This window comes from Kitasatospora sp. NPDC004669 (genome assembly GCF_040609455.1).
Classification (GTDB): Bacteria; Actinomycetota; Actinomycetes; order Streptomycetales; family Streptomycetaceae; genus Kitasatospora.
On sequence record NZ_JBEXKB010000046.1, the window covers coordinates 11,406 to 35,223 of the forward strand.

General features: G+C 73.6%; 14 protein-coding genes and 1 pseudogene. 5 read left to right on the forward strand and 10 right to left on the reverse strand.

Features of this window, described 5'->3' with window-relative positions; genetic code table 11:
• Positions 1–331: 331 nt before the first annotated feature.
• Both eccCa and ABZW30_RS31185 read left to right on the forward strand, forming a co-directional pair.
• Entirely contained in the window at positions 332–4,273 is a 3,942-nt protein-coding gene (gene eccCa, locus ABZW30_RS31180) for a type VII secretion protein EccCa (RefSeq protein ID WP_355674566.1), read from the forward strand.
• A 469-nt stretch (positions 4,274–4,742) separates the two neighbouring features.
• A complete protein-coding gene (locus ABZW30_RS31185) occupies positions 4,743–6,146 on the forward strand; it encodes an APC family permease (protein ID WP_355674567.1) in 1,404 nt (467 codons plus the stop codon).
• An 86-nt stretch (positions 6,147–6,232) separates the two neighbouring features.
• Here ABZW30_RS31185 and ABZW30_RS31190 read toward each other — a convergent pair whose 3' ends face one another.
• The 6 genes from ABZW30_RS31190 to ABZW30_RS31215 form a co-directional block, all read right to left on the reverse strand.
• On the reverse strand, positions 6,233–7,531 hold the full coding sequence (locus tag ABZW30_RS31190; RefSeq protein WP_355674568.1) for a hypothetical protein: 1,299 nt from the start codon (positions 7,529–7,531) through the stop codon (positions 6,233–6,235).
• 56 nt (positions 7,532–7,587) lie between these two features.
• Positions 7,588–8,130: a SigE family RNA polymerase sigma factor gene (locus tag ABZW30_RS31195; RefSeq protein ID WP_355674569.1), complete on the reverse strand. Its 543-nt coding sequence runs from the start codon at positions 8,128–8,130 to the stop codon at positions 7,588–7,590.
• A 110-nt stretch (positions 8,131–8,240) separates the two neighbouring features.
• Positions 8,241–9,494: a type VII secretion-associated serine protease mycosin gene (gene mycP / locus ABZW30_RS31200; RefSeq protein WP_355674570.1), complete on the reverse strand. Its 1,254-nt coding sequence runs from the start codon at positions 9,492–9,494 to the stop codon at positions 8,241–8,243.
• A gap of 99 nt (positions 9,495–9,593) precedes the next feature.
• Positions 9,594–9,890, reverse strand: coding sequence for a WXG100 family type VII secretion target (locus ABZW30_RS31205; protein WP_355674571.1), 297 nt, complete (start codon positions 9,888–9,890; stop codon positions 9,594–9,596).
• Positions 9,891–9,992: 102 nt separating this feature from the next.
• The gene (locus tag ABZW30_RS31210) at positions 9,993–10,295 is read right to left on the reverse strand and encodes a WXG100 family type VII secretion target (RefSeq protein ID WP_355674572.1); all 303 of its coding nucleotides are present in this window, start codon (positions 10,293–10,295) and stop codon (positions 9,993–9,995) included.
• A 178-nt stretch (positions 10,296–10,473) separates the two neighbouring features.
• Entirely contained in the window at positions 10,474–12,177 is a 1,704-nt protein-coding gene (locus ABZW30_RS31215; protein ID WP_355674573.1) for a type VII secretion protein EccB, read from the reverse strand.
• Between the two features lie 343 nt (positions 12,178–12,520).
• Between ABZW30_RS31215 and eccE the strand changes: the two genes are divergently transcribed.
• The 3 genes and pseudogenes from eccE to ABZW30_RS31230 form a co-directional block, all read left to right on the forward strand.
• A complete protein-coding gene (gene eccE / locus ABZW30_RS31220; RefSeq protein ID WP_355674574.1) occupies positions 12,521–13,780 on the forward strand; it encodes a type VII secretion protein EccE in 1,260 nt (419 codons plus the stop codon).
• Positions 13,780–14,547 carry a hypothetical protein gene (locus ABZW30_RS31225; RefSeq protein WP_355674575.1) on the forward strand — a complete coding sequence of 256 codons (768 nt, stop codon included), beginning with the start codon at positions 13,780–13,782 and terminating at the stop codon, positions 14,545–14,547. Before eccE ends, ABZW30_RS31225 begins: the two co-directional genes overlap by 1 nt.
• A gap of 286 nt (positions 14,548–14,833) precedes the next feature.
• A pseudogene (locus tag ABZW30_RS31230) lies at positions 14,834–16,873 on the forward strand (MinD/ParA family protein); the annotation flags it as partial.
• A gap of 60 nt (positions 16,874–16,933) precedes the next feature.
• On the opposite strand, the gene ABZW30_RS31235 reads toward ABZW30_RS31230, so the two are convergent.
• The 4 genes from ABZW30_RS31235 to ABZW30_RS31250 form a co-directional block, all read right to left on the reverse strand.
• Positions 16,934–17,878 (reverse strand): bifunctional riboflavin kinase/FAD synthetase, encoded by a 945-nt coding sequence (locus tag ABZW30_RS31235; protein ID WP_355674576.1) that lies wholly within the window; start codon positions 17,876–17,878, stop codon positions 16,934–16,936.
• A 65-nt stretch (positions 17,879–17,943) separates the two neighbouring features.
• Positions 17,944–21,519, reverse strand: a complete 3,576-nt coding sequence (locus ABZW30_RS31240) for a serine protease (protein ID WP_355674577.1) — start codon at positions 21,517–21,519, stop codon at positions 17,944–17,946.
• Between the two features lie 217 nt (positions 21,520–21,736).
• The gene (gene truB / locus ABZW30_RS31245; RefSeq protein WP_355674578.1) at positions 21,737–22,666 is read right to left on the reverse strand and encodes a tRNA pseudouridine(55) synthase TruB; all 930 of its coding nucleotides are present in this window, start codon (positions 22,664–22,666) and stop codon (positions 21,737–21,739) included.
• Positions 22,667–22,743: 77 nt separating this feature from the next.
• Complete coding sequence (locus tag ABZW30_RS31250) at positions 22,744–23,763, reverse strand: bifunctional oligoribonuclease/PAP phosphatase NrnA (protein WP_355674579.1); 1,020 nt, start codon at positions 23,761–23,763, stop codon at positions 22,744–22,746.
• Positions 23,764–23,818: the final 55 nt, after the last annotated feature.

The window sequence follows — 23,818 nt, forward strand, 5'->3', positions numbered from 1 at the left end:
ATCCTTCGACGCACTGGGCGCTCCCCCTTGTTGACGGTGCCGCGGCACGGCCGCGCGCGGTGTGACTGTGGAACCGGCCCGACCGGGCCGCGAGTTGGCGCGGCGTTACCCTACCCGTTCGGTTCGTGCCCGGCGCCGCTGCGGGGCGGTGCACGGCGCGGGGGCGGCCGGGGCCGGATCTCGCCCCTATGTAGGATCGGCGCCTGCGCAAGGTAGTACGGGGGCTGCGCTGTGTGGGGCGTCCTCAGCCACAACATCCCGTACGGGCCGTACGCAGTCGCGTGAGGGCTGATGCCGAAGTGATCGATCGACGCCGCGGGGTGGATGACGCATGGGTGTGATCACGGTCAAGCGACCGGCCAGGGCCTACCCGCCGACGGTGCCGGACGAGCCGGTGGAGCTGGTGACCCCGCCCGAACTGCCCCGGCAGGGCGGCGAGGACTGGCTGATGAGCATCCTGCCGATGCTCGGCATGGGCGGTTCGGCGGTGTTCTTCTTCTCGCCCGGTGCGGCCGCCCCGATGAAGGTCATGGGCGGTCTGATGATCGCCTCGACGGTCGGCATGGTGCTGGCCCAGATCGTGCGGGCCCGCAAGGGCGGCTCGACCGCGATGGCGGACGAGCGGCGCGACTACCTCAAGTACCTGCAGCAGACGCGCCGTCAGGTGCGCCGCACGGCGGAGAGCCAGCGCGGCGCGCTGCTGTTCCTGAACCCGGCGCCGGACCAGCTGTGGTCGATCGTCGAGGACGGCCGGCGGCTGTGGGAACGGCGGACCGCGGACGGCGACTTCGCGCAGATCCGGGTGGGCCTCGGGCCGGTGCAGCTGTCCACCCCGCTGGTGGCGCCGCAGACCGCGCCGATGGACGAGCTGGAGCCGCTGTCGGCGGCCGCGATGCACTCCTTCCTGAAGGCGCACGGCACCCTGCAGGACCTGCCGCTGGCGGTGTCGCTGCGGGCCTTCTACCACATCACGGTGTGCGGCGACCCGGACTCGGTGTACGGCAACGTGCGCGCGATGATCGCCCAGTTGACCACCCTGCACTCGCCGGACGACCTGATGGTCGCGGTCGCGGCGGCGCCCGGCGCGGCCGAGGAGTGGGGCTGGACCAAGTGGCTGCCGCACAACCAGCACCGCAAGGAGGCCGACGGCGCGGGCTCGCGCCGCCTGTTCGCCGCCGACCTGGGCGACCTGGAGTTCCTGCTGCAGGACGAGTTGGCCGGCCGCCAGCGGTTCGTCCGGGACGCCGCGCCCGCGGCGGACCAGCCGCACATCGTGGTGATCATGGATGGCGCCGGGGTGCCGCACGACTCGGTGCTGGCCGGCGCCGAGGGCGTCCAGGGGGTGACCGTCATCGAGGTCGTCCCGGGTGACGTGGACGAGCCCAGCGGGCACCTGATGGTGACGGTCAACTCCGAGGAGCTGGTGCTGCGTTCCGCCTCCGGTGCGACCTACACCGGCAAGCCGGACCTGCTCTCGGTCTGGCAGTCCGAGGCGCTGGCGCGGCAGTTGGCGCCGTACCGGATCTCGGCCGGCGGCGACGACGAGCCGCTGCTGTCCAACCTGGACTTCACCGACTTGATGAACTCGGGCGACCCGGGCTCCTTCGACGTGAGCCGCAGCTGGCGCACCCGCCCCCAGCACGAGCGGCTGCGGGTGCCGATCGGCGTCGGCGCCAACGGCGAGCAGGTCTACCTGGACATCAAGGAGGCCGCGCTGGAGGGTATGGGCCCGCACGGCCTGTGCGTCGGCGCGACCGGTTCCGGCAAGTCGGAGCTGCTGCGCACGCTGGTGCTGGCGCTGGCGATGACCCACTCCTCGGAGACGCTGAACTTCGTGCTCGCGGACTTCAAGGGTGGTGCCACCTTCTCCGGCATGGCGGACATGCCGCACACCTCCGCCGTGATCACCAACCTGGAGGGCGAGCTCACCCTGGTCGACCGCATGCGCGACGCGATCGAGGGCGAGCTGCAGCGCCGCCAGGAGCTGCTGCACCGCTCCGGCAACTACGCCAACCTCCACGAGTACGAGCGGGCCCGGGCCGCCGGCGCGGCGCTGGACCCGCTGCCCTCGCTGGTGCTGATCATCGACGAGTTCTCCGAACTGCTCACCGCCAAGCCGGACTTCATCGAGATGTTCATCCAGATCGGCCGCATCGGCCGATCGCTGGGTGTGCACCTGCTGCTGGCCTCGCAGCGTCTGGAGGAGGGCAAGCTGCGCGGCCTGGACACCTACCTCTCGTACCGGATCGGTCTGCGCACCTTCTCGGCGGCCGAGTCCCGGGCGGCGATCGGCGTGCCGGACGCGTACCACCTGCCGCCGGTGCCGGGTGTCGGCTACCTGAAGTTCGGCGAGGACGTGATGGACCGGTTCAAGGCCGCGTACGTCTCGGGGCCGTACCGGGCGCCGGGGCAGCAGCGGTCGACCGGCGGACGGCGGGTGAACGCCCACCCGGTGGAGTTCACCGCGGCCTACGTGGACCTGCCGGACCCGGTGGAGGAGGAGGCGCCGCAGGCGCCGGAGCAGGACGACGCGCTGGTGGACACCGTGCTGGACGTGTTCGTCCAGCGGATGACCGGCCAGGGCCCGGCCGCCCACCAGGTGTGGCTGCCGCCGCTGGACGAGGCGCCGAGCATCGACCACCTGCTGCCGCCGCTGCAGGTCGTCCCGGAGCGCGGGCTGACCGCGCCGGGCTACCCGGGCGGCCGGCTGCGGACACCGATCGGCGTCGTGGACAAGCCGCGCGAGCAGAAGACCGACATCCTGGAGGTCGACTACGCGGGGGCGGCCGGCCACGGTCTGATCGTGGGCGGCCCGCGCTCGGGCAAGTCGACCGTGGTGCGCACCGCGGTCGCCTCCTTCGGCGTCACCCACACCCCGCGCGAGGTGCAGTTCTACCTGCTGGACTTCGGCGCGGGCAGCTTCCAGTCGCTGACCGGGCTGCCACACGTCGGCGGGGTGGCCGGGCGTCTGGACGTGGACAAGGTGCGCCGGATGGTCTCCGAGGTGCACGGGGTGATGAACCGGCGCGAGGAGCTGTTCCGGACGGCCGGGATCGACACGATCGGAACGTACCGGGCCCGCCGGGCGGCCGGGCAGCTGCCCGACGAGGCCTTCGGCGACGTGTTCCTGATGATCGACGGCTGGAACACCTTCAAGCAGGAGTTCGAGGCGCTGGAGCCGGTCATCGGCGACATCGCCCAGCGCGGCCTCGGCTACGGCGTCCACCTGGTCATCACCGCGACCCGCTACGCGGAGGTCCGCCCGGCGCTGAAGGACCTGCTGCAGAACCGCATCGAGCTGAAGCTCGGTGACGCGATGGAGTCCGAGGTGGACCGCCGGGTGGCGCAGAACGTCCCGCCGCTGGCCGGTCGCGGAGTCACCGCGGAGCGGCTGCACTTCCTGTCCGGCCTGCCGCGCCTGGACGGCTCCTCCTCGGTCGAGGACCTGCAGGAGGGCGTGGCCGGGCTGGTCAGCGCGATCGACGGCGCCTGGACCGGCCCGCGCGCCCCGCAGGTGCGCATGCTGCCGGCCGTGCTGGACGGCGACTCGCTGCCGAAGGGCTTCGAACACCCCGAGCGCGGCGTCTCCTTCGGCGTGGACGAGGCCGAGCTGGCGCCGGTGTTCGTCAACTTCGAGACCGACCCGCTGTTCATCGTTTTCGGCGACACCGAGTCGGGGAAGTCGGCACTGCTGCGCATGCTGGTCAAGCAGATCACCGAGCGCTACACGCCGGAGCAGGCGGGCATCGTGGTCGGCGACTACCGGCGCGCGCTGCTGGGCACCGTGCCGCCGGAGTACCTGGTGGAGTACGCGGCTGCGCAGCCGGCCATGTCGGCCGTCGTGGACATGCTGCGCGGGGCCTGCGCCCGCCGCCTGCCCGGCCCGGACGTGACCGCCGAGCAGCTGCGCAACCGCAGCTGGTACAGCGGCAAGGACATGTTCGTCGTCGTCGACGACTACGAGCTGGTCGCGACCAGCTCCGGCAACCCGCTGGCGCCGCTGGCCGAGTTCCTGCCGTTCGCCCGGGACATCGGCCTGCGGGTGATCGTGGCCCGCAGCGCGGGCGGCGCCGGGCGCTCGCTGTACGAGCCGGTGCTGCAGCGGATGCGCGAGCTGGGCGGGCAGGGCGTGATCCTCTCCGGCAACCGGGACGAGGGCGCACTGCTGGGGACGGTCAGGCCGCAGGCGCTGCCGCCGGGCCGGGGCGTCTACGTGTCACGCCGTGCGACCAACGGGCAGATGGTCCAGACGGGCTGGCTGCCGGTGGCGTGACCGGGCCGCCCGCTACGGACGGTGATCGAAGGGGTCGGACTCCCGGGAGTCCGACCCCTTCGCCGTCCCAGGTGCTGAAACGTTACCTAGTTCTTTCCGGGCCGGGGCTGCGGTTCCCGTACCCGGCCCGGGAGTTGCCGTGCCCCTCGAAGGCGCCTGGGCGTCATGCCGTCCAACCGGATCACAACCTTCGAATGGTGGCCTGCAATGCGAAGTTCACCTTTGATTCATCCTCGATGCGGCCGAGGCAACAAGTCGGACAAACTGCGCGATGACCCTGTGTGATCACCAGATCGCATGTTTATGCGCTTCACCGCAACGGATTCCGAAGCAGTTCCGGCGTTGACGCGATCAATACGCCCAAGGTTCCATTGCGGCCCGGGAGCGACCGGAACAGACCCGAGCAACCAGCCGGCGGAGGCGATACCGCTCCCATTCCAAGGACCGCTAAGAGTCGATCGGAAGCCACATGACCGACACGCTTCGCCCGCCACAGACCGTAGCCGCCACGGCGGCCGAGGCAGCCGCGCCCCAGCAGCTCAAGCGCTCGATCGGCGTCGTGGGCGGCACACTGCTCACGCTGTCCTGCGTCACCCCGGCCTCGACTCTCTTCGTGATCGTGCCGCAGCTGTTCTCCAGCATCGGCAGCGCCACCGCCATGGCCATCGCCATCGGCTCGGTGCTCTGCATCGCGGTCGCGTTCTGCTACTCCGAGCTGGGCACCCTGATCCCCAGCGCCGGCGGCGAGTACGCGATGGTCGGCACCCTGGCCGGACGGCTCGCGGGCTGGCTGGTCTTCATCCAGTCGCTCATCGTGGTGATGATCGTCCCGTCCGTCATCGCCCTCGGCACCGCCGACTACCTGGCACCCGTCCTCCACGTCGACAAGCCGATCGCCGGCGCCGCGGTCATGCTGGCCGCCACCCTGGCCGGCCTGCTCGACCTGCGGGCCAACGCCTGGATCACCGGCATCTTCCTGGTCCTGGAGGTCGTCGCCGCCGGTGTCGTCTCGGTGCTCGGCTTCGCCCACAGCAACCCCGACCACCCCAGCCTGCTGCACGGCGTGGTCGCCGGTGACCACGGCGCCGTCAGCCCGGTCGGCATCGGCGCCATCATCGGCGCGCTCGGCATCGCCCTCTTCGTCACCCAGGGCTTCTCCACCGCCGTCTACCTGTCCGAGGAGCTGGAGAACCCGCGCCGCACCGTCTCGCGCACCGTGCTGTGGACGCTCGGCCTCTCCAGCGCCATCATCCTGATCCCGGTCGCCGCCATCACCGTGGGCGCCCCCGACCTGCAGACCCTGGCCTCCGGCGACATCTCCGCCATGGTCACCGCCTGGAGCAACTCCGCGGTCGGCACCTTCATCAGCCTGTGCATCGCGCTGGCCATCATCAACGCCGGCATCGTGATGGTCATCCAGAACTCCCGGGTGCTGTTCGCCTCCGCCCGTGACAAGGCCTGGCCCGAGCCGGTCAACAAGGCCTTCGGCACCCTCGGCCGCTTCGGCTCCCCGTGGATCGCCACCCTGGCGGTCGGCCTGCCCGGCGCCGCGCTCTGCTTCGTCAAGGGCGAGCTGCTCAGCAACATCACCGGTGTCGCCGTCACCGCGATGTACCTGCTGGTCGCGATCGCCTCGCTGCTCTCCCGGCGCGGCCACCACAAGCACGCCTCCGCCTGGCGGATGCCGCTGTGGCCGGTCGTCCCGGCGCTGCTGATCGTCGTGCTCGTCTACATCATGACCCAGCTGGACGCCGAGCCCCTGCTGTGGACCGGCGGCATCACCGCCGCCGCCACCCTCTACTGGCTGTTCTACCTGCGCCCCCGGCAGGCCACCCGCTGGGTGATCACCCTCCCCGAGGACCAGCAGGGCTGACCCCCGCTCCCCACATCCCTCCCCCACACGGCGGTGCCCCGGGCTCTCCCCAAGCCCGGGGCACCGCCGCGTCCGTACCGCTACCGCTACTTCTTCAGCTTCCAGACCGGGGCGGCGGCGATCGCCTGCATCTGGTCGTTCGTCAGCACCGGGGCCTTGCGGGTCGCCGGGGCCTGCTGGGTGCCGCTGTTGAACGAGCTGATCACCACCCGCAGGCCGTCCGGGTGCAGGGTGTCGACGGTCCACATGCCCACGCCCGGCTTGTCGCTCCCCTTGCTGACCACCACCTTGGTGCCGTCCGGCAGCGTCTGGGCGTTGCCGAACAGCTGCTCCTTGGTCTTGTCGTCGTGGGTCCAGTCCTGCAGGTTGAGCTGCACCAGGGACTTGCCCTTGCCGTCGTCGAGCACGAAGTTGGCGTAGCCGAAGCCGTCGCCGCCGGGCTCCGTCTCGGTCAGCCCGCTCGGCAGCAGCTTGGCGACGTTCTGCAGGATCTCCTGCGAGCCGTACTCCTTGGAGGTGTCGCGGACCGGGGCCGGCTTCGGCTCCGGGATCGCGGCGACGATCCGGTCCCACGACTTGTCGGTGACGATCGCCTTGAGCTGCTCCGGCGACAGCGGCGGAGTCGGGCGGCTGTCCGGCGAGCCCTTCTCGGCCGCGGAGTTCCACTCGGACAGCTCGATCTGACGGCCGTCCTGGCCGATCAGCCTGGCGTTCCACCGCTTGGTGGTGGCCCGCCCGTCCGGGTACTCGTAGCCCTGGAAGACGGTCACCGAACCGCCGCCCGGCAGGCTGGTGGTGGTGCAGGCTTCGTACGGGACCATCTTCTTGTCCGGGCAGGCGTCCTGCGCCAGGTTGGGGTCGTTCGACGCCACGCGGCCGACCGAGATGTCCATCGCGGCCTTGCCCTTGCCGTCGTCGAACACCAGGGTGGCGCCGGCACCGCCGGGCTCGCCGGGCGTCTGCTCGGTGCCGGTGCCCTGACCGACGGTGACCTGGCCCTTGGGCAGCAGGGCCTGGAAGGTGGCCAGCACCTCGTCGCCGGAGACCGCCGCGGCCGTCGGCGAGGCGGTGGCGGAGGCAGCGGAGGCCGGGGTCACCAAGGCGGTGGAGGAGCTCGCGGCCCCGGAACTCGCGGCGGCCACCGTGCCCGAGCCGGAGGAGGCGGAGGTGGACCCGGTCAGGTACACCGCGCCGGTGCCGACCAGGGCCAGCGCGGCGGCGGCGCCCACCACCGCGGCGGTCGAGCGCCGGCGCCAACGGCGGCGGCCGCGCTGGTACCCGCCCGCGACCAGGCCGACCTGATCGGCCTGCTCCGGGCGGAACCCCTCACCGGTACGGGTGATGGCATAAAGAAGATCGTCCTCGAACTCGTCCGGTTCGGGCATGGCTGATCACCGTCTCCTTGCGTCACGAATCTGGTCGGATGGCCGTGCAAAAGCGTTCAGTGGGCGGCGAGTTCGGCCAGCGAGTCGCCGAGCAGGGAGCGCAGCCGGGCCAGTGCCCGGGTGGTCCGGGTGCGGACCGCACCGGAGGAGACCCGCAGCACCTCGGCGGTCTCCTCGACACTGCGGTCCTCCCAGTAGCGCAGCACCAGCACGGCACGGTCCTTGGCCGGCATCTGCCCGAGCGCGTCGAGCAGGGTCAGCCGCAGACTGCTGTCCGCGTCGCGCCCCTCCGGCTCCGGCAGCGCCTCCGTCGGGCGCTCGCCGCTGGACCGGCGGCGCTGCTGAGCGATGAAGGTGCGCACCATGACGGTGTGGGTGTAGGCCGCGGGGTTGTCGATCCGGCCCCGGCCGCCGGTGAAGGCGCTGCGCCGCCAGAGCACGTACATCCGGCTGAGGGCCTCCTGGACGAGATCCTCGGCGTAGTGGGTGTCCCCGCTGGTGAGCAGGCAGGCCGAGCGGTACAGGTGTCCGGTGCGGCTGGAAACGAGTTCCAGGAACTCGGCGTCCTTGGCCTCCCGGCCGCCCCCGATCCACCCCATGCCTGCCGCTCCCCCTCGTCCGCGTTCCCTGACACTTCTTGGATGCGGTGAGCGACTGACGGTGTTACAGACGTTTCACAGGATTTTTCCGAGCAGTCGCGGGGCGCGGATCAGTCGGCGGACTTGCGGCGCTGGTCGCGCAGCACGACACCGCCGCCGATCAGCAGCGCGACCAGCAGCGCCCCGACGGCGACCACGTACGTCGCGGTGCGGCCGTCCCGGTCGGCCTGGGTCTCACCGAGGCCGACCGGCTGCGGCACGATCGGGGCGGCGGCCAGCTGCACCGGGGCGTCCGGGGTGGGGGCGAGCGGCGCGGCCTCGGGGGCCGTGGTGACGGCCTTGACCGGGTCCACCACGCCCCAGCCGGTGAACCGGTTCGGGTCGCGCTCGGTGCGCTGGGCGGTCTGCTCGATCCAGGCCCGCACCTGGGCCGGCGTCCACTTCGGGTGGGCGCCGACCAGCAGCGCGGCCAGCCCGGCGACGTACGGGGCGGCGAAGCTGGTGCCGTTGTCCACGCACTGGCCACCCCCGGGCACGGTGGAGAGCATCTCGACACCGGGCGCGGCGACCTTCACGAAGGAGCCGTACTGGGAGAACGGCGCGCGCTCGTTGTTGCGGTCGGAGGCGCCCACGGCCAGCACGGTCGGGAAGGCGCCCGGGTAGGTGTCGCCCTCCTTGCCGTCGTTGCCGGTGGAGGCGACCACCACGATGCCGGCCTGCTCGGCGGACTCGATCGCGGTCTTCAGCTCCTGGTATCCGCCGAAGTGGGCGTCGCCCGCGCCGCGCACGTCCTGGGAGATGTTGATGACCCGGATCGGGGGTTTTTGCGAGTCGCCGTTGTTCTTGACGACCTCCGTGATGGCCGCGACGAGGCTGGAGACGTCGCCGTTGCCCTCGCTGTCGTTCTGTCGGATCGAGTAGATCTGGGCGTCCGGGGCCAGCCCGACGAAGCCGGTCTTGTCACCCTTACGGGCGGCGATGATGCCCGCCACCTTGGTGCCGTGGCCGACCGGGTCGATCTTGGAAGTGCCCTCGACCGGCTGCTTGGTCTCCTTGTTGACCAGCAGGTTGGAGCCCTGCAGCACCTTGCCGGCCAGCTGCGGGTTCTGCTCGTCCACCCCGGTGTCGATGACCGCGACCACCACGCCCGCACCGGTGCTCTTCCCGCCCTGCCACAGCTCGTCGAGCAGCAGCCGCTGCAACGACCACGGCACGGTCGGCACATCGGGCGCCGGCTTCGGGCAGTCGCCCGCGGCGGCCAGCCCGGGCCCGCCGTCCGCGTACGCCGGGGCGGTCAGCGGGCCGCCCAGCACCACGAGCGCGGCCAGCACCGCGGCCGTCCTACGGAACCCGCGTCCGGACACCCTGCCACCCCTCATGTTCTCCACCCGTGCCACGCGCCGAAGGGCGGGTGCCCGGAATCCGGGTACCCGCCCCTGTCGTTCCCGTCCGGGAACGTCCGGTCAGTGGTTGGCCCACATCTTGGAGTTCTGGTCCTCGGTCGCCTTGTAGCTCTGCGCGGCGTTCTCCAGCGAGCCGGCGATCTTCCCGCAGGTGTCGTGCAGGTTGGAGGCGGCGTTGTCCCACTTGGCCTGCTGGGCGTTGTAGCCCTCCTGGGCCGCACCCTGCCAGCTCTGCGAGATGCGGGTGACGTCCTTCTTCAGGTCGTTCAGCAGCGCTTCGATGCGGGCGGTGGAAGCCTTGACCTCCTCGGCCGCGTTGTGAACGGTCTGGAAGTTGACGAGGATGTGGTCGGACACAATGTCTCCCTTGACGAGTATGCGGAGCGCCCCGCGCTCAACCGCGGGCGCCCCATCGGGCGGAAGGTCGGAACAGGGTGGCGATCAGCTCGGGTACGGCGATCAGCCCTGGTTGCCGAACAGCGCCTTCTGCTCCTCTTCGGTGCTCGCGTAGTGCTTGGTGGTCAGCTCGATCGCGTGCTGGATCTTGCCCAGCGACTCCTTGAGATCGGCGATGTCCTTGTTGACCTGGGTCTGCAGGGTCGTGTAGGCGCTCGCCGCCTGGCCCTTCCAGCCGCTGGTGATGTTGGTGACCGTGCTCTCAAGCTTCACGCGCTCGGCCTCGATCTTGCCGATCGCGTCCTCGATGCGCTTCGCGAAAGCGTTCATCTCCTGAGCGGTCATCGTGAACTGACCCTGAGCCATGCTCTACCGTCCCCCATGAGACACATTGTGTGTACGGAGGGCCTCACGGCCCCCCGCCGCATCACTCGTGTGATGTCCAGCAGCACTGTAGTCGGCACACGCAACTCACCCAACATCGCGCACTGAGCAGTTACCAGACCATGACACTGGTGCCAATTCCGTTGCCCGGCTTGGTCGGTCAGGCGTTCTGCGGCTGCGCTGCGCTCTTCGCGGTCAGCGGCGGACCGGCCGGAACCAGGTTCGACCACTCCTTGGGCACCGGCAGCGGCTGGACGTTCTGGTAGCCCAATCGCGCCTGGTTGCCGCCGGGTTGGTCGTCCGGGTTCTGGGTCGGCTGGTCCCCTGAAGCAGGGTTCGGGGTGCTCGGCGGCGGGGTCGTCGCCTTCGCGGCGCCGCTGGCGCCGGCCGACGGGGTGGGGCCGTGGCCGCCGTCGCCGTTGGCCGGGACGGAGTAGCGCAGGCCGGTCTCGGTGATCAGGAAATCCGTGCCGGAGCCACCGGCCGCGGCGTTGGCACTGTTGCCGCCGGTCGCGTTGTCCATCGCGCGGTAGAACAGGCCGTGACCGGGCGTCACGTACGCCGCGCCCGCGCCGTTGTTGTACGGCGCCGGGTACGCCGTACCGGCCCAGACGCTGCGCTTGGGCGTGCGCCCGTCCTCGGCCAGGCCGTCGAAGGTGCTGCAGACGACCAGGCGGGCGTCCTGGCGGTCCTGCCAGTTGTTCACCGGCGCACCGGACTTCAGCGGCCAGTCGTCGACGGTGCCCGGCAGCCGGGTGTCGGTGTTGAGCTTGGACTGCTCGTCCGGGGTCATGTCGTCGCTGCGCGGCTTCTTGTCCTGGTCGTACTTGTAGAGCATCTGGTTGGCGGGGTTCTGCCGGATCAACTCCTCCTGGAACGGGGTGATCAGGTAGAGCCTGTCCTTGCCGACCACGTAGCGGCGGTCCTGGTAGTGCACCAGCCGGCCGACCCGGCGGTCCGCCTGGTTCCCCATCTCCACCTGGGAGTTGGGGCCCTGGGAGTCGGCCGTCCCCTTGACCTCCGGGAAGGTGATCGGGGTGGCGGCCACCAGGGTGTCCAGCCACTCCCGCTTGACCCGCTGCGGCACCGCGTTGGGCCCGAAGACCGCGGTGATCAGCGCCTTGCGCTCCTTGTCGTCCGACTGCGGCGAGCCGATCTCGTGCTTGCGGCCCTGCGCGTCGACCAGGTACACCTTCGCGCCGCCCGCGGCCGGCTGCCCCGCCACCGGAGCGGTGGAGACCTGCTGGTCGTCCGCCTGCTGCACCAGCATCAGCTGGTCCTGACCGAGCATCCGGTCCTTGGCCGACAGGGTCGCCGCGTCCTGGCCCGCCGCCACGAACAGCGCCTGGTTGACGGTCTCCTGCTTGTCGTCCGATCCCGGGCGGTCGCAGACCGCCCACTTCATCGGCTGGCTCGCGTTGTCCTTGCTCGGCAACTTGTCCGGGGCGTACGGGATGCCGATCGTCGGGCCGTGGTTGGGGTAGCGGTCGAGCACCCCGTCGTCCACCACCACGACCTTGGCCTCGGCCGGCAGCACCAGCCGCGCCGAGGACATGTTCAGCACCTGGTGCAGCCGCTTGGTCTTGCCGTCCGGGTCGGTCAGCACCACGTACCGGGTGGTCGACTGCTTGCCCTGGATGATGTTCTTGCCGTTGTCCCACTGCAGCGGGGCGGCCGGCTTGAACACCCCCCAGAGCCCGAAGCCGGCCACGACCAACGTTCCGACCAGCACACTCGGCAACACCGCCTTCACCGGTCGCGGCGCGTCCTCGTCACTGCCGCCGCCGGCGGGCAGCAGGAACGCCCCCACCGTGCGCTTGCGGGCGAAGGTGTACGCGTTCAGCTCGTCCCGGCGCGATGCCATCCTCGTCGTCCCCCTTGTCAGACGTGTGCCAGGCGTGGTCGGTCCCCGTCGGCCCGACCTGCCCCGTGGTCCGCACCCGCCGGGCGGGATCCGGCTCGAACCCTCTACGATGCGGCAGCAGACGGTGAGTACGGTACGGGTACGGTCCGCGAACCAGCCAGCCGGGCCGCGACAACGGATCAGAGAGGGCCACCGGGGGATGCCAAGCCAGACCGCTCCAGGACGCCGCGGCACCGCAGGCGGCGGGAGGTCACGCCGGTCCGGACGGGCCCGCGGCGGCCCTTCCGCCCCGGCCGCCGCCGTCCACCCGCCGACAGCCACCACGGCCGGCGGCCCCGTCCAGGTGCGCGTCAACCCCCGCCCCGGGCTGCTCGGTGGGCGCCTGAGACTCCAACAGCTCGTGCTGGTCGAGGTCGCGGCCGCCCTGGTCGCGGTGGGCTGGACGATCAGCCGCCCGGTCGCGGCCGGCTTCGGCGCGGTCTCGCTGGTCCTGCTGGTGCTCGCGGTCGTCCCGCTGCGCGGGCGCACCATCCCGGAGCTGCTCCGGGTCCGCTCCGCCCTCAAGTCCCGCCGCAAGCAGGCGAAGTCACTGCTGCCGCCGCCCGGCACCGACCCGGCCCTGGCGCCCGCGCTGGAGCTCGAACCGGGGCTGCGCACCTGCACCCACGCCACCGAGGCCGAGTTCGGCGGCCGCCCGATCCGCCGGGAGACCGGCATGGTCGGCGACGGCACCTTCCTCAGCTCCGTGCTGCTCGTCCAGGCCAAGGACCAGCCGCTGCGCCCGGTGCGCACCGCGCTGCCGCTGCCGCTGGACGTGATCTGCTCGGCGCTCACCGTGGACGACATCACCCTGGAGTCGGTGCAGCTGGTCCAGCACACCCAGCCCGCCCCGGCCCCGCACCTGCCCGAACAGTCGCTGGCCGCCCGCGCCTACCGCGAACTGCCCGACGGCACCTCCACCCCCGGTCTGCGACTCACCTGGATCGCCCTCAAGCTCGACCCGGAGCGCGCGGCCACCGCCGTCCGGGCCCGCGGCGGCGGCGAGGAGGGCGCCCGCAAGGCACTGCAGCGGGTCACCGACCAGCTGGCCGGGCGGCTCAACAACGCCGGGTTCAACGCGACCGTGCTGGACGAGCGCGAGCTGATCTCCGCCCTGGCCATCGCCACCTGCGCCAACCCGATCGCGGTGGCCGGGCGTCAGGGCACCGGCAGCGGCGGCGGCACCACCCGCCGCACCCAGGAGGGCAACCGCTTCTGGCGGATCGACGACCGCTGGCACAGCACCTACTGGATCTCCCGCTGGCCGCAGCTGACCCGCCCCGACGGCGCCCCCGGCCGGATCGCCGCCCCGGACCTGGTCAACCTGATCACCGGATCCCCGGCGCTGGCCAGCACCTTCAGCCTGACCGCCGCGCACGGCACCGGCGACTCGGTGACCGTCAGCGGACACCTGCGGGTGACCGGGCGCAGCGAGAGCGAGGTCGGCCAGGTCGGCCGCCAGGTGGAGGCGCGGGCGCAGAGCACCGGACTCGGCCTGGTCCGACTCGACCTGGAGCAGGCCCCCGGCATGCTCGCCACCCTGCCGCTGGGAGGAGCGTCCTGATGGCGTACCAGACCTACCCCGCCCCCGGCCCGACGCCCGGCGCCGAGCAGCGACGGGTCCGGCCGCGGATCCTGCCCGGCTTCGGACTGCGCGGCCCGCGCCGGGAGAAGCACGTGCTGGAGGCCGCCGACCTCTCGGCGCTGGCCTTCCCGGTCGGCGACGACGGCGTGGTCATCGGCGTCGACCCGCAGGGACTGCCCGCGGTACTCGGCCTGTTCCGCCCCACCGCGTACGACCTGGTGCTGGTCGGCGGCATGTGGACGGCGCAGATCATCGCGCTGCGCGCGGCCGCGATCGGCGCCCGGGTCGCCGTGGAGACCGCCCGCGCGCAGCTCTGGGGCCCGATGGCGCAGGCCGCCGGCGGCGGACAGCCGTGCGTGACGATCCACCAGGTCGGCCGACTCGGCCCGCAGGGCGCCTCGGTGGCCTCGCCGGTGCTGGTGGTGCGCGACCTCGGCGCCCGCCCGCCGCGCACCCGGCTCTCCGCCGCACCCTGGCAGACCACCCTGACCCTGCTGCCCTACCTGGGCCCGAACGCCTCCCGGGTGCTCAACGCGGCCGACCTGGTCGGCGTGCAGCGGATCATGCCCCAGGAGGCGGAGGTGGTCGGCCGGGTGCTGTCCCTCCCGCCGGAGGACGTGGCCTCGCTCCCGACCCTCGGCGACGACCTCACCCTGTGGGCCACCCGGATGCGGCGCCAGTACGTCCGGGCCGTGGCCGGACAGGCCGAACAGCAGGTGCTCGGCGGCCCGCGCCGGATGGACTGAGCCGACCGTTCCGGACCGGTCGGTCCCGGTCCGGGACGAAGCCGCCTTCAACGGGGGTAGCCGCACGGCCTAGTCTTTGTTACGGCAACGGCACCGCTGAACAAGCGGCGGCGAACACGAGGGAGCCCTAGTGAGCAGCGATCGGGACGGCGTCTACGTCGGCGACAACGCGGCGGAGGACGACGACGACTGGTCCGACGCGCCCGACTACACTCCCCCGTCCTGGTACGTGCAGTCGGACGCCCCGGCGACTCCGAGCGGTGCCCCGGCCGGCACTCCCGCCACCGCTCCGGCGGCTGCCGCACCGGCTGTCGCGCCCGCCCCGGGGACCGACGCGGCCGCCCAGGCGCCCGCGACCGCACCGGTGCCGCCGGCGCCGTCCGTCCAGGCCGAGGCGCAGCACGTCCCGTTCCCGCTGCCGGCCCCGGCCGCGGCGCCCGAGCAGCAGGCACCCGCCGCGGCCTGGCCGACGGCGGAGGCGCCGGCCCAGCCGGGCACGCCGCAGCCGTACCCGGCCCCGATGCCCGCGGCGGGCCCGCAGCCTGGACCGCCCGCCCCGCCGCAGAACTTCGCGCAGCCGCCGGCCCAGCCGGTGCCCGCGCAGCCTCAGCCGGTCCAGCCGCAGCCTCCGGCGGTCCCGCAGAACCCCCAGGCGCCTCAGGCTCCGCAGGCACCACAGGACCCGCAGGTCACCTGGGATCCGCAGGCCGCCTGGGCCGCCCAGCCGCCCGCAGCCGCGCAGCCGCAGCCGGTCCAGCCGCAGCCCGCGCAGCCGGTCCAGCCCCAGGCCGGCCCGGCGGACCCGCGCCAGGGCGGCTGGCCGCAGCCCGGTGCCTACCAGCAGCCGGCCGCCGCCCAGCCGCAGCCCGGTCAGCCCGGTCAGCCGGTCCAGCCGCAGCAGCCGGGCCCCGGGCAGCCCTGGCCGCCGCAGGGCGCCGCCGCGCCGCAGCCCGCCGCGTTCCAGCAGGCGGCCACCCCGCAGCAGACCGCCCACGGCGCGCCGCTCGGCTACACCGCCGCCGTCGAGCTGTCCTCGGACCGGCTGCTGCGCAGCCAGCCCAAGCAGCAGCGCCAGCAGCCGCGGTTCCAGTTCGGCGGCAAGGCCGCGGCAGCCGAGAAGGCCCGCAAGCTGGAGATCATCCGCACCCCGGTGCTGAGCTGCTACCGGATCGCCGTGATCAGCCTCAAGGGCGGCGTCGGCAAGACCACGACCACGACCGCGCTCGGCGCGACCCTGGCGAGCGAGCGCCAGGACAAGGTGATCGCGATCGACGCCAACCCGGACGCCGGCACCCTGGGCCGCCGGGTCAAGCGCCAGACCGGCGCGACCATCCGCGACCTGGTGACGGCCATCCCGCACCTGCGCAGCTACATGGACATCCGTCAGTTCACCTCGCAGGACCTGAACTCGGGCCTGGAGATCCTGGCGAACGACGTCGACCCGGCCGTCTCGACCACCTTCAACGACTCGGACTACCGCCAGGTCATCGAGGTGCTGGGCCGCCAGTACCCGATCATCCTGACCGACTCCGGCACCGGCCTGCTGTACAGCGCGATGCGCGGGGTGCTGGACCTCGCCGACCAGCTGATCATCGTCTCCACCCCCAGTGTGGACGGCGCCTCCAGCGCCTCGACCACACTGGACTGGCTCTCCGCACACGGCTACGCGGACCTGGTCCAGCGCAGCATCACGGTGGTCTCCGGGGTGCGCGAGACCAGCAAGATGATCAAGGTCGAGGACATCGTCGCGCACTTCCAGACCCGCTGCCGCGGCGTCATCGTGGTGCCCTTCGACGAGAGCCTGGCGGCCGGTGCCGAGGTCAACCTCGACATGATGCGGCCCAAGGTCCGCGAGGCGTACTTCGAGCTGGCCACCCTGGTCGGCGAGGACATCGTCCGGGCCCAGCAGGCCGCCGCCCAGCAGGCCGCCTGGCAGCAGCCGCAGGCCCCGCAGCCGCAGCCCTACCAGGGCCAGGCCGCGCAGGCCCCGCAGCCCGCCCCCGGTGCGCCGTGGGCGCCGCAGCAGGGCACTCCACGGCCGGGCTACGACTACGACTGCTACCAGGTCGGCCAGGGCCAGCCCCCGGTGCCCGCGCCGGACGGCTACCAGCCCCCACCGCCCGGCTACGGCTACCCGCCCGCCCAGGGCCAGCCGCCGGCTCCCGCCCCGCCGGCCACCCCGGACGGCTACCAGCCCCCGCCACCCGGCTACGGCTACCCGCCCGCCCAGGGCCAGCCGCCGGCTCCCGCCCCGCCGGCCACCCCGGACGGCTACCAGCCCCCACCGCCCGGCTACGGCTACCCGCCGCAGGCGCCCCAGCAGTGACGAAGCCGCGAGGGCCCGCCGACTCCGTGTCGGCGGGCCCTCGCGTCGCTCCGGGAGGGATCAGGCCCCGTCGGTCAGCTCACGCGCGCGCTTGACGTCGTCGGCCATCCGGTCCAGCAGCGCGTCGATGGAGTCGAACTTCTCCATCCCGCGCAGGTAGGTCAGGAAGTCCACGGCCACGTGCAGCCCGTACAGGTCCAGGCCGACCCGGTCGATGGCGTACGCCTCGACGGTGCGGGCGGTGCCGTCGAAGGTCGGGTTGGTGCCGACCGAGATCGCCGCCGGCATCCGCTCGCCCCCGGCGGTCAGCCAGCCCGCGTACACCCCGTCGGCCGGGATCGCGCTGTGCGGCACGGTCTCCACGTTGGCGGTCGGGTAGCCCAGCTCGCGGCCGCGCTGCGCGCCGCGCACCACCTCGCCCTCGACCCGGTGCGGGCGGCCCAGCACCTCGTTCGCCCCGGCCATGTCGCCGGTCTCGACCAGCCGGCGGGTCAGGCTGGAGGAGAACGGCTCACCGTCCCCGGCGGTGCCGCACACCTGCAGGTCCACCACCTCGACCTCGAAGTCGTCCGCCCGGCCCAGCTCGGTGAGCAGCGCGACGTCCCCGGCGGCCCGGTGCCCGAAGCGGAAGTTGGGGCCCTCGATGACGACCCGGGCGTGCAGCGCTTCGACCAGCACCTGCTGGACGAAGGTCTCCGGGGACTCCCGGGAGAACTCGGTGGTGAACGGCAGCACCAGCACCGCGTCCACGCCGAGTTCGGCGATCAGCTCGGCCCGGCGCGGGTGCGGCGCGAGCAGCGGCGGGTGGCTGCCCGGGCGGATCACCTCGCGCGGGTGCGGGTCGAAGGTCACCACGACCGCGGGGATGCCGAGTTCGCGGGCCCGCTCGACCGCCCGCCCGATGATCAGCTGATGTCCACGGTGCACCCCGTCGAACGAGCCGATGGTGACGACGCTGCGTCCCCAGTCACCGGGGATCTCCTCCAGGCCACGCCAGCGCTGCACCCGACCGCTCCTTGTTCCGTACGGTGCGTACCCTCGGTACGCTCAAACGCTCAAAACCCGAACCCCTATAGCGTGCCATGCGCCTGCCCCGGCTCAGGCACCGGAATGGAGGTTGAGCGCACCGGCGCGCACAGAGCCCGTGCGGGTACGGTCCGCTCGGCCTCGGCGGCGGCGTACTGCGGGTCGCGCCCGGCCGTCACCAGGGCCCGCATCCGGGCCAGTCGGGGGCCGTCCGGGGCGGTCGGCGCGGCGTCCCGCGGCCACTGGGCGAGCAACCGGGCGAAGGCCGCCGAGCGCCCGGCGCAGCGCACCAGCAGTTCGTCCGCGTCCGCCAGCCCGGGGGTCACCCGGGCCAGCACCGCGCGGGCCCGGGCGGGCTTCTCGGCCGCGCAGTGCTCGGCCAGGTGCTCGACGGCGGCGGTCAGCACCGCCGGGGCGGTCTCGGCGGCGAGCAGGGTGTCCAGCAGCTCGCAGCGCAGCGCGTCCGCCGCCGGATCGACCACCGGGACGGACAGCACCTCGGCGAAGGGCCGGCGGACCACCGCCGTACGGGCCGCCAGCGCGGCGCCCAGCAGCACCCGCAGCTCCAGCCGGGCGGCCGGACCGTCGATCGCGGCCTGCGCGAGCTTGCGGCCCAGGTAGTCGACGGCGACCGGCCCGGCCAGCGCCGGGTGCCCGCGCAGCAGCCGGGCGGCCAGTTCGGCGCCGCGCCGGGCGGCCACCGGGGTACGGGCGTCGGCGAGCACCCGCAGGGTCTCGGCGGGGGCCGCGCCGGGGGCCGCCAGCCGGTCGGCGAGCGCGGCCAGTACGGGCTCCGGGTCGCTCTCCAGGACCGGCGCCAGCGCCCGCGGGGTGAGGAAGACGTCCCCGCCGGCCCGGTGCAGGGCGAGCGCGGCGTCCAGGTGCGCGGCCCTGGTCGACGGGTCCCCGACCAGCAGGGCCAGGGCGGCGCCGTGCAGGCCCGGTTCGTCCTCGCGGGCGAGCAGGGTCAGCGCGGTGAACCGCAGCAGTTCGGCCCCGGCACCGGCCGCGTACGGGGCGGTCCGCAGCGCGTGCACCGCGGCCGCGACGTGCCGCTCGGGCCGCCGGTCGTGGCCCCAGCGGTCCACCGCGCGGCACAGCGCGGACGGCTCCTCGGCGGCGAGCACGGTGAGCAGCGCGTCCGCCCTCGGGTGCGCGGCGTCGGCCAGCGAGTCGGCCAACTCGTCCAGGGCGAGCCGCCGGTGGGCGTACAGCAGGTCGTGGGCGAGGTCGGCGACGGTCCGTCCGGGGCGGCCCGGCGGACCGTCCGGGTCGTCGAACCAGGCGCAGAGCAGCGGGAAGACCGCGACCGGGTCGGCGCACAGCCGCCCGGCCACCGCGCGGAGGAAGCGCTGCTGCGGTCCGTCGGCGGCCACCAGGCGGCGCAGCAGGGCGAGTTCGGCCTCGACGGGCAGGCCGAGGCCGGTCCAGAACGCCGGGCCGAAGCGGGCTCCCCAGTCCAGCGCCTCCCAGCCGCCCGCGTCCGCGACCCGTTCGGCGATGCGGCCGGCCAACTGGTCCAGCAGCGCCAGGTGTTCGGCGGGGTCGGGACTGGCGGCCAGTCCGGCGGCGAGCAACCGGGCCGCCCACCAGGCGGGTTCGCTGCCCGACGGGCGCAGGTCCAGCGCGCGCCAGATCCGGTGCAGCCACGGGTCCAGGGCGGGCGCGCCCCAGGTCTCGGCGACCCGGCGCAGTGCGGCGGCGACCGGGCCGCTCCGGTGCCGGGGGACGGAGTTCACCACGGCGGGCGGGGCCGGGGTGTCCTCGGCCTCGCCGAGCAGCAGCCGCAGCGCCGCGTCCAGGTCCAGGTGCAGGCCCTGCAGCCAGTCGGCGAACTCCCCGTGCGCGAAGCGGAAGCCGGGCCCGGCGGGGACGAACAGCCCCTCGGCGAGCACCGCCGTGGCCCAGCCGCCGTCGACCGGGAACAGCTCCTCGAACGCCTCCCGGGCCAGGCCCCCCGGCTCCTCGCCGAGCATCCGCCGGGCCGCCTCGTGCACCCGCCCGGCCACCGCCGCCGCGAGTCGGCGCACCCGCGCCTGACGCGGTCCCGCGGGCCGGGCGACGTCCCGGCGGTGCGCGCCCGGGCGGCGCGGTCGGCCGTCCTCGGCCAGCCGCTGGGCCACCCGCAGGCAGCGCAGGTCCAGGTAGGCGCCGAACAGCTCGCTGCGGCGCGCCGGTTCGTCGTGCAGGCCCTGCGTCCACAGTTCCCCGGCCAGCCGGACGGCCAGCGGGTGCCGGGCGTCCTCGGCGGCGGGCGGACGGCCCGGCGGCAGCCCGTACCGGCGGCGCACCCGCTCGGCCGCCTCGGCGGGCAGCGGGCCGAGCCGGTGCCCGGCCAGGCTGGGCCCGCCGGGGCCGCCGCCGTCCATCCGGACGGTGGGGGCGCTGGCCAGGTCGCCGTCCGGGCCGGGCTCCGCCAGGTGCCGCGGGCCGTCGGCGCCGTTCCCCCAGGGCTCGGCGGCCAGTCGCTCCCAGAGTTCCTCGCCGCAGGCGGTCAGCAGCCGCGCCCCGCAGCCGGTCAGCCACTGCCCGGCGCCGCGCAGCCAGCGCGGGTCCAGCTCGGCCGGGGCCTCCTCGGGGCCGTCCAGGACCACCAGCAGTGGGCGTCCGGCCGCCGCGCAGAGCGCCGCGACCGGCTCGGGCGCGGGCGCCGGGGTGCCGAGTTCGGCCGCCGCGGCGGCGAGCGCCCGCTCCACGGCTTCAGCCAGCGAGCGGTCCTCGGCGCGCAGGTCGGCGCCGCGCAGCCAGAGGGTGGGCAGCGGCCGGGCGCCGCCACGGCGACGGGCGGCCAGCGCGGCCAGTTCGGTGGAGCGCCCACTGCCCGGGGCGCCGACCAGGGCGGTGACGGTCGCCGTCGGCTCGTCCCCGGCCAGGCCGTCCGACCGGTCCACCCGGTCCGCGGCGAGCCCGGCCACCCGGTCCGGCCCGGCCCCGGCGGCGGCCAGCTGGGCGCCGGTCAGCCGCAGCACCCCGGCCAGGTTGAGCGCCGGACCGTACGCGGGCACCGCCGCCGCGTTGCGTACCAGCAGCCCCGCCAGCGCCTCCGCGACCACCGTCCCGCCCCCGGCGGGGACGGCCGGCAGCGCCCCGCCGTGCTGCGGGCCGCGCAGACAGGGTGCGGCCACCGCGACCACGGCGCCGCTACGGGCATCCAGCACCGGCGAGCCGGCCGGCACCGCGACCCCGCCGACCACCGGCACGTCCAGCAGCAGCACCCCGGCCGGCAGGTGCCCTCCGTACCCCGCACCGCCGACTCCCAGCAGCCCGCAGCGCAGCGCGACCGCCGGTTCCTCCTCCCCGGTGAGCGCGGGCACCAGCACCTCGTGCCCGGCCCCCACGGCGGCCACCGGCAGCGGCGGCACCGGCAGTCCGCCGACCGCGTCGGTGCGCAGCAGGGCGAGCCCGTGCTCGGGCAGCGGCAGCACGGCGTCCGGGCCGAGCACCCGGGTCTGCCCGCCGGGGGTGTGCAGGACGACCCGGTCCAGGCCCGCCACGGTCTCGTGCGCGGTCAGCACGCCGCCCTGCGGGTCGGCGACGAACCCTAAGCCGTGCAGCCGGCCGTTGAGGTCCCGGATCCGCAGCAGGTACCGCCCCGGATCGCCCTCCAGAAACCCCGGCATGAATGCCCCCTCGACCGTCGCTCGCTCGCCGCCGGGAGCCTGCCCGCCGAGGCGGCGGCCCGACCGCTCCCGCGCCGCTCACCACGGTCTTTCACCTCGCGCGCTCCCCCGCAGGGGTGACCCCCCTGTTCGAGTGAAGGTGCCCCCAAAGGTGAAACCCCCGCAAAGGTGAAACCCCCGCCGGGAGGACGGGGGTTTCACGAGGCCTGAAGTCGACTCAGCCGACGAACACCGCCACCGGCTTCGCCTGCCCGCCCTTCTCCTCGACCAGGGCGAGGAAGCGCCCGTCCGGTCCGAACACCGCGATAGGCCCGTCCACGCCCAGCCCGGGCGCCTTCAGCCGCGCGCCGTGCGAGAGCTTCTCCGCCGAGGCCTCGTCCAGGTCCCAGCGCGGGAAGGCGGCCGCCGCGGCCGCCGCGATCGGCAGCACCTCCAGCCCGTCGGCGGAGTCGCCGGTGACTGCGGCCTCGAGCTGCTCCAGGGTGCGCGCCGACTCCACCGAGTACGGCCCGACCCTGGTGCGCCGCAGCGCGGTGAGGTGCCCGCCGACACCCAGGTCGGCGCCCAGGTCACGGGCCAGCGCCCGGATGTAGGTGCCGGAGGAGCACTCCACGGTCACGTCCAGGTCGATCACCGGGGTGCCGTCCTCGGCGACCGCCGCACGCTGCTCGTGCACGGTGAAGGAGTGGATCGTGGTCGGCCGGGCCTCCAGCTCGAAGTCCTCGCCCTCGCGCACCCGCGCGTACGACCGCTTGCCGTCGATCTTGATCGCGCTGACCTTGGACGGCACCTGCATGATCTCGCCGGTGAGCGTCGCGATCCCGGCGTCGATCGCCTCCCGGGTGACGGCGTCGGCCGGGGTCGAGGAGGTGACCTCGCCCTCCCGGTCGTCCGTGATGGTGGTCTGGCCGAGCCGGATGGTCGCCTCGTACGTCTTGGCGGTCAGCATCAGGTGGCCGAGCAGCCGGGTGGCCCGCTCGACACCGATCACCAGGACGCCGGTGGCCATCGGGTCCAGCGTGCCGGCGTGCCCGACCTTCCGGGTCCCGGCCAGCCACCGCAGCTTGGCGACGACCCCGTGGGAGGTGATGCCCTCGGGCTTGTCGACGATCACCAGGCCGTCCGGGCCGGTGCCTTTGCGCTTCATCGAGTTCTTTCTCTAAACCAGCGATTGCCGGCGATTGATTCTGGTGGGCGACGCGCAGAAAGATCAACGCGGGATGATCAACGAGGGGGTCGCAGCGCGCTCCGGAACCGCTCGACCACCGCGGCCACGTCCTCCCGGGCGCTGAACCCGGCCGCGAAGACGTGCCCCCCGCCGCCCAGTTCGGCGCAGGCCGCGGCGACGTCCACCGCGCCCTTGGAGCGCGAGGAGCCGCGCAGGGTGCCGTCCGGGTCCTGCTTGAGCACCAGCGCCACCTCGGCCTCGGCCGGTCGACGCAGGATGTCGATCAGCCCCTCGATCTCCTCGACCGTGACGCTGAACAGCGCCAGGTCCTGGTACGGCACCCAGGTCCACACCAGGCCCAGCCCGTCGGCCGCGTCCGGCTCGTAGACGGCCCGGTCCAGCGCGGCCGCGAGCACCTTGAGGTAGCCGAAGGAGGAGGTGTCCCACAGCTGCCGGGAGATCAGGTCGTGCCGGATGCCGGTGGCCAGCAGCCGCCCGGCGAGCTCGTGGGTCGCGGGCGTGGTGGCCCGGTACTTGAAGGAGCCGGTGTCGGTGGCGACCCCGGTGTACAGGCAGGTGGCCAGGTCCTGGTCGAGCTCGACGCCCAGCCGGCGCAGCAGTTCGTCGACCAGCACGGCGGTGGCCGGCGCCGTCGGGTCGATCAGCTGGTGGGTGCCGAAGCCCGGGTTGGAGGCGTGGTGGTCGAACACCACCAGGACGGGCGCGGCGAAGGCCTTGTCGTGCAGCAGCCCCAGTCGGCTCTGCGCGGCCACGTCGAAGCAGAGCACCAGCTCGGGCACGTCCGGCACCTCGGCGGCCGGCACGATCAGCTCCTGGCCGGGCAGGAACGCCAGCGACTCGGGCACGATCTGCGGGTCGTCGCCGAAGGAGACCCGCACCTGCTTGCCGAGCGCTCGCAGCGCCAGCGCCGCCGCCAGCGAGGAGCCCAGCGCGTCGCCGTCCGGGCAGATGTGGCAGATCAGATCGATCGAACGGGCCCGCCCGATCTCCGCGACCACCTGCTGCCAGAGCAGCTCGAAGCCGCTCTCCTCGGCGCGCGGCCCCGGGAGCGCCACGGGGGCACCCTCCACCGTGCTGGTGGAGGACGCCCCCGTGGTCGATCCGGCTCGC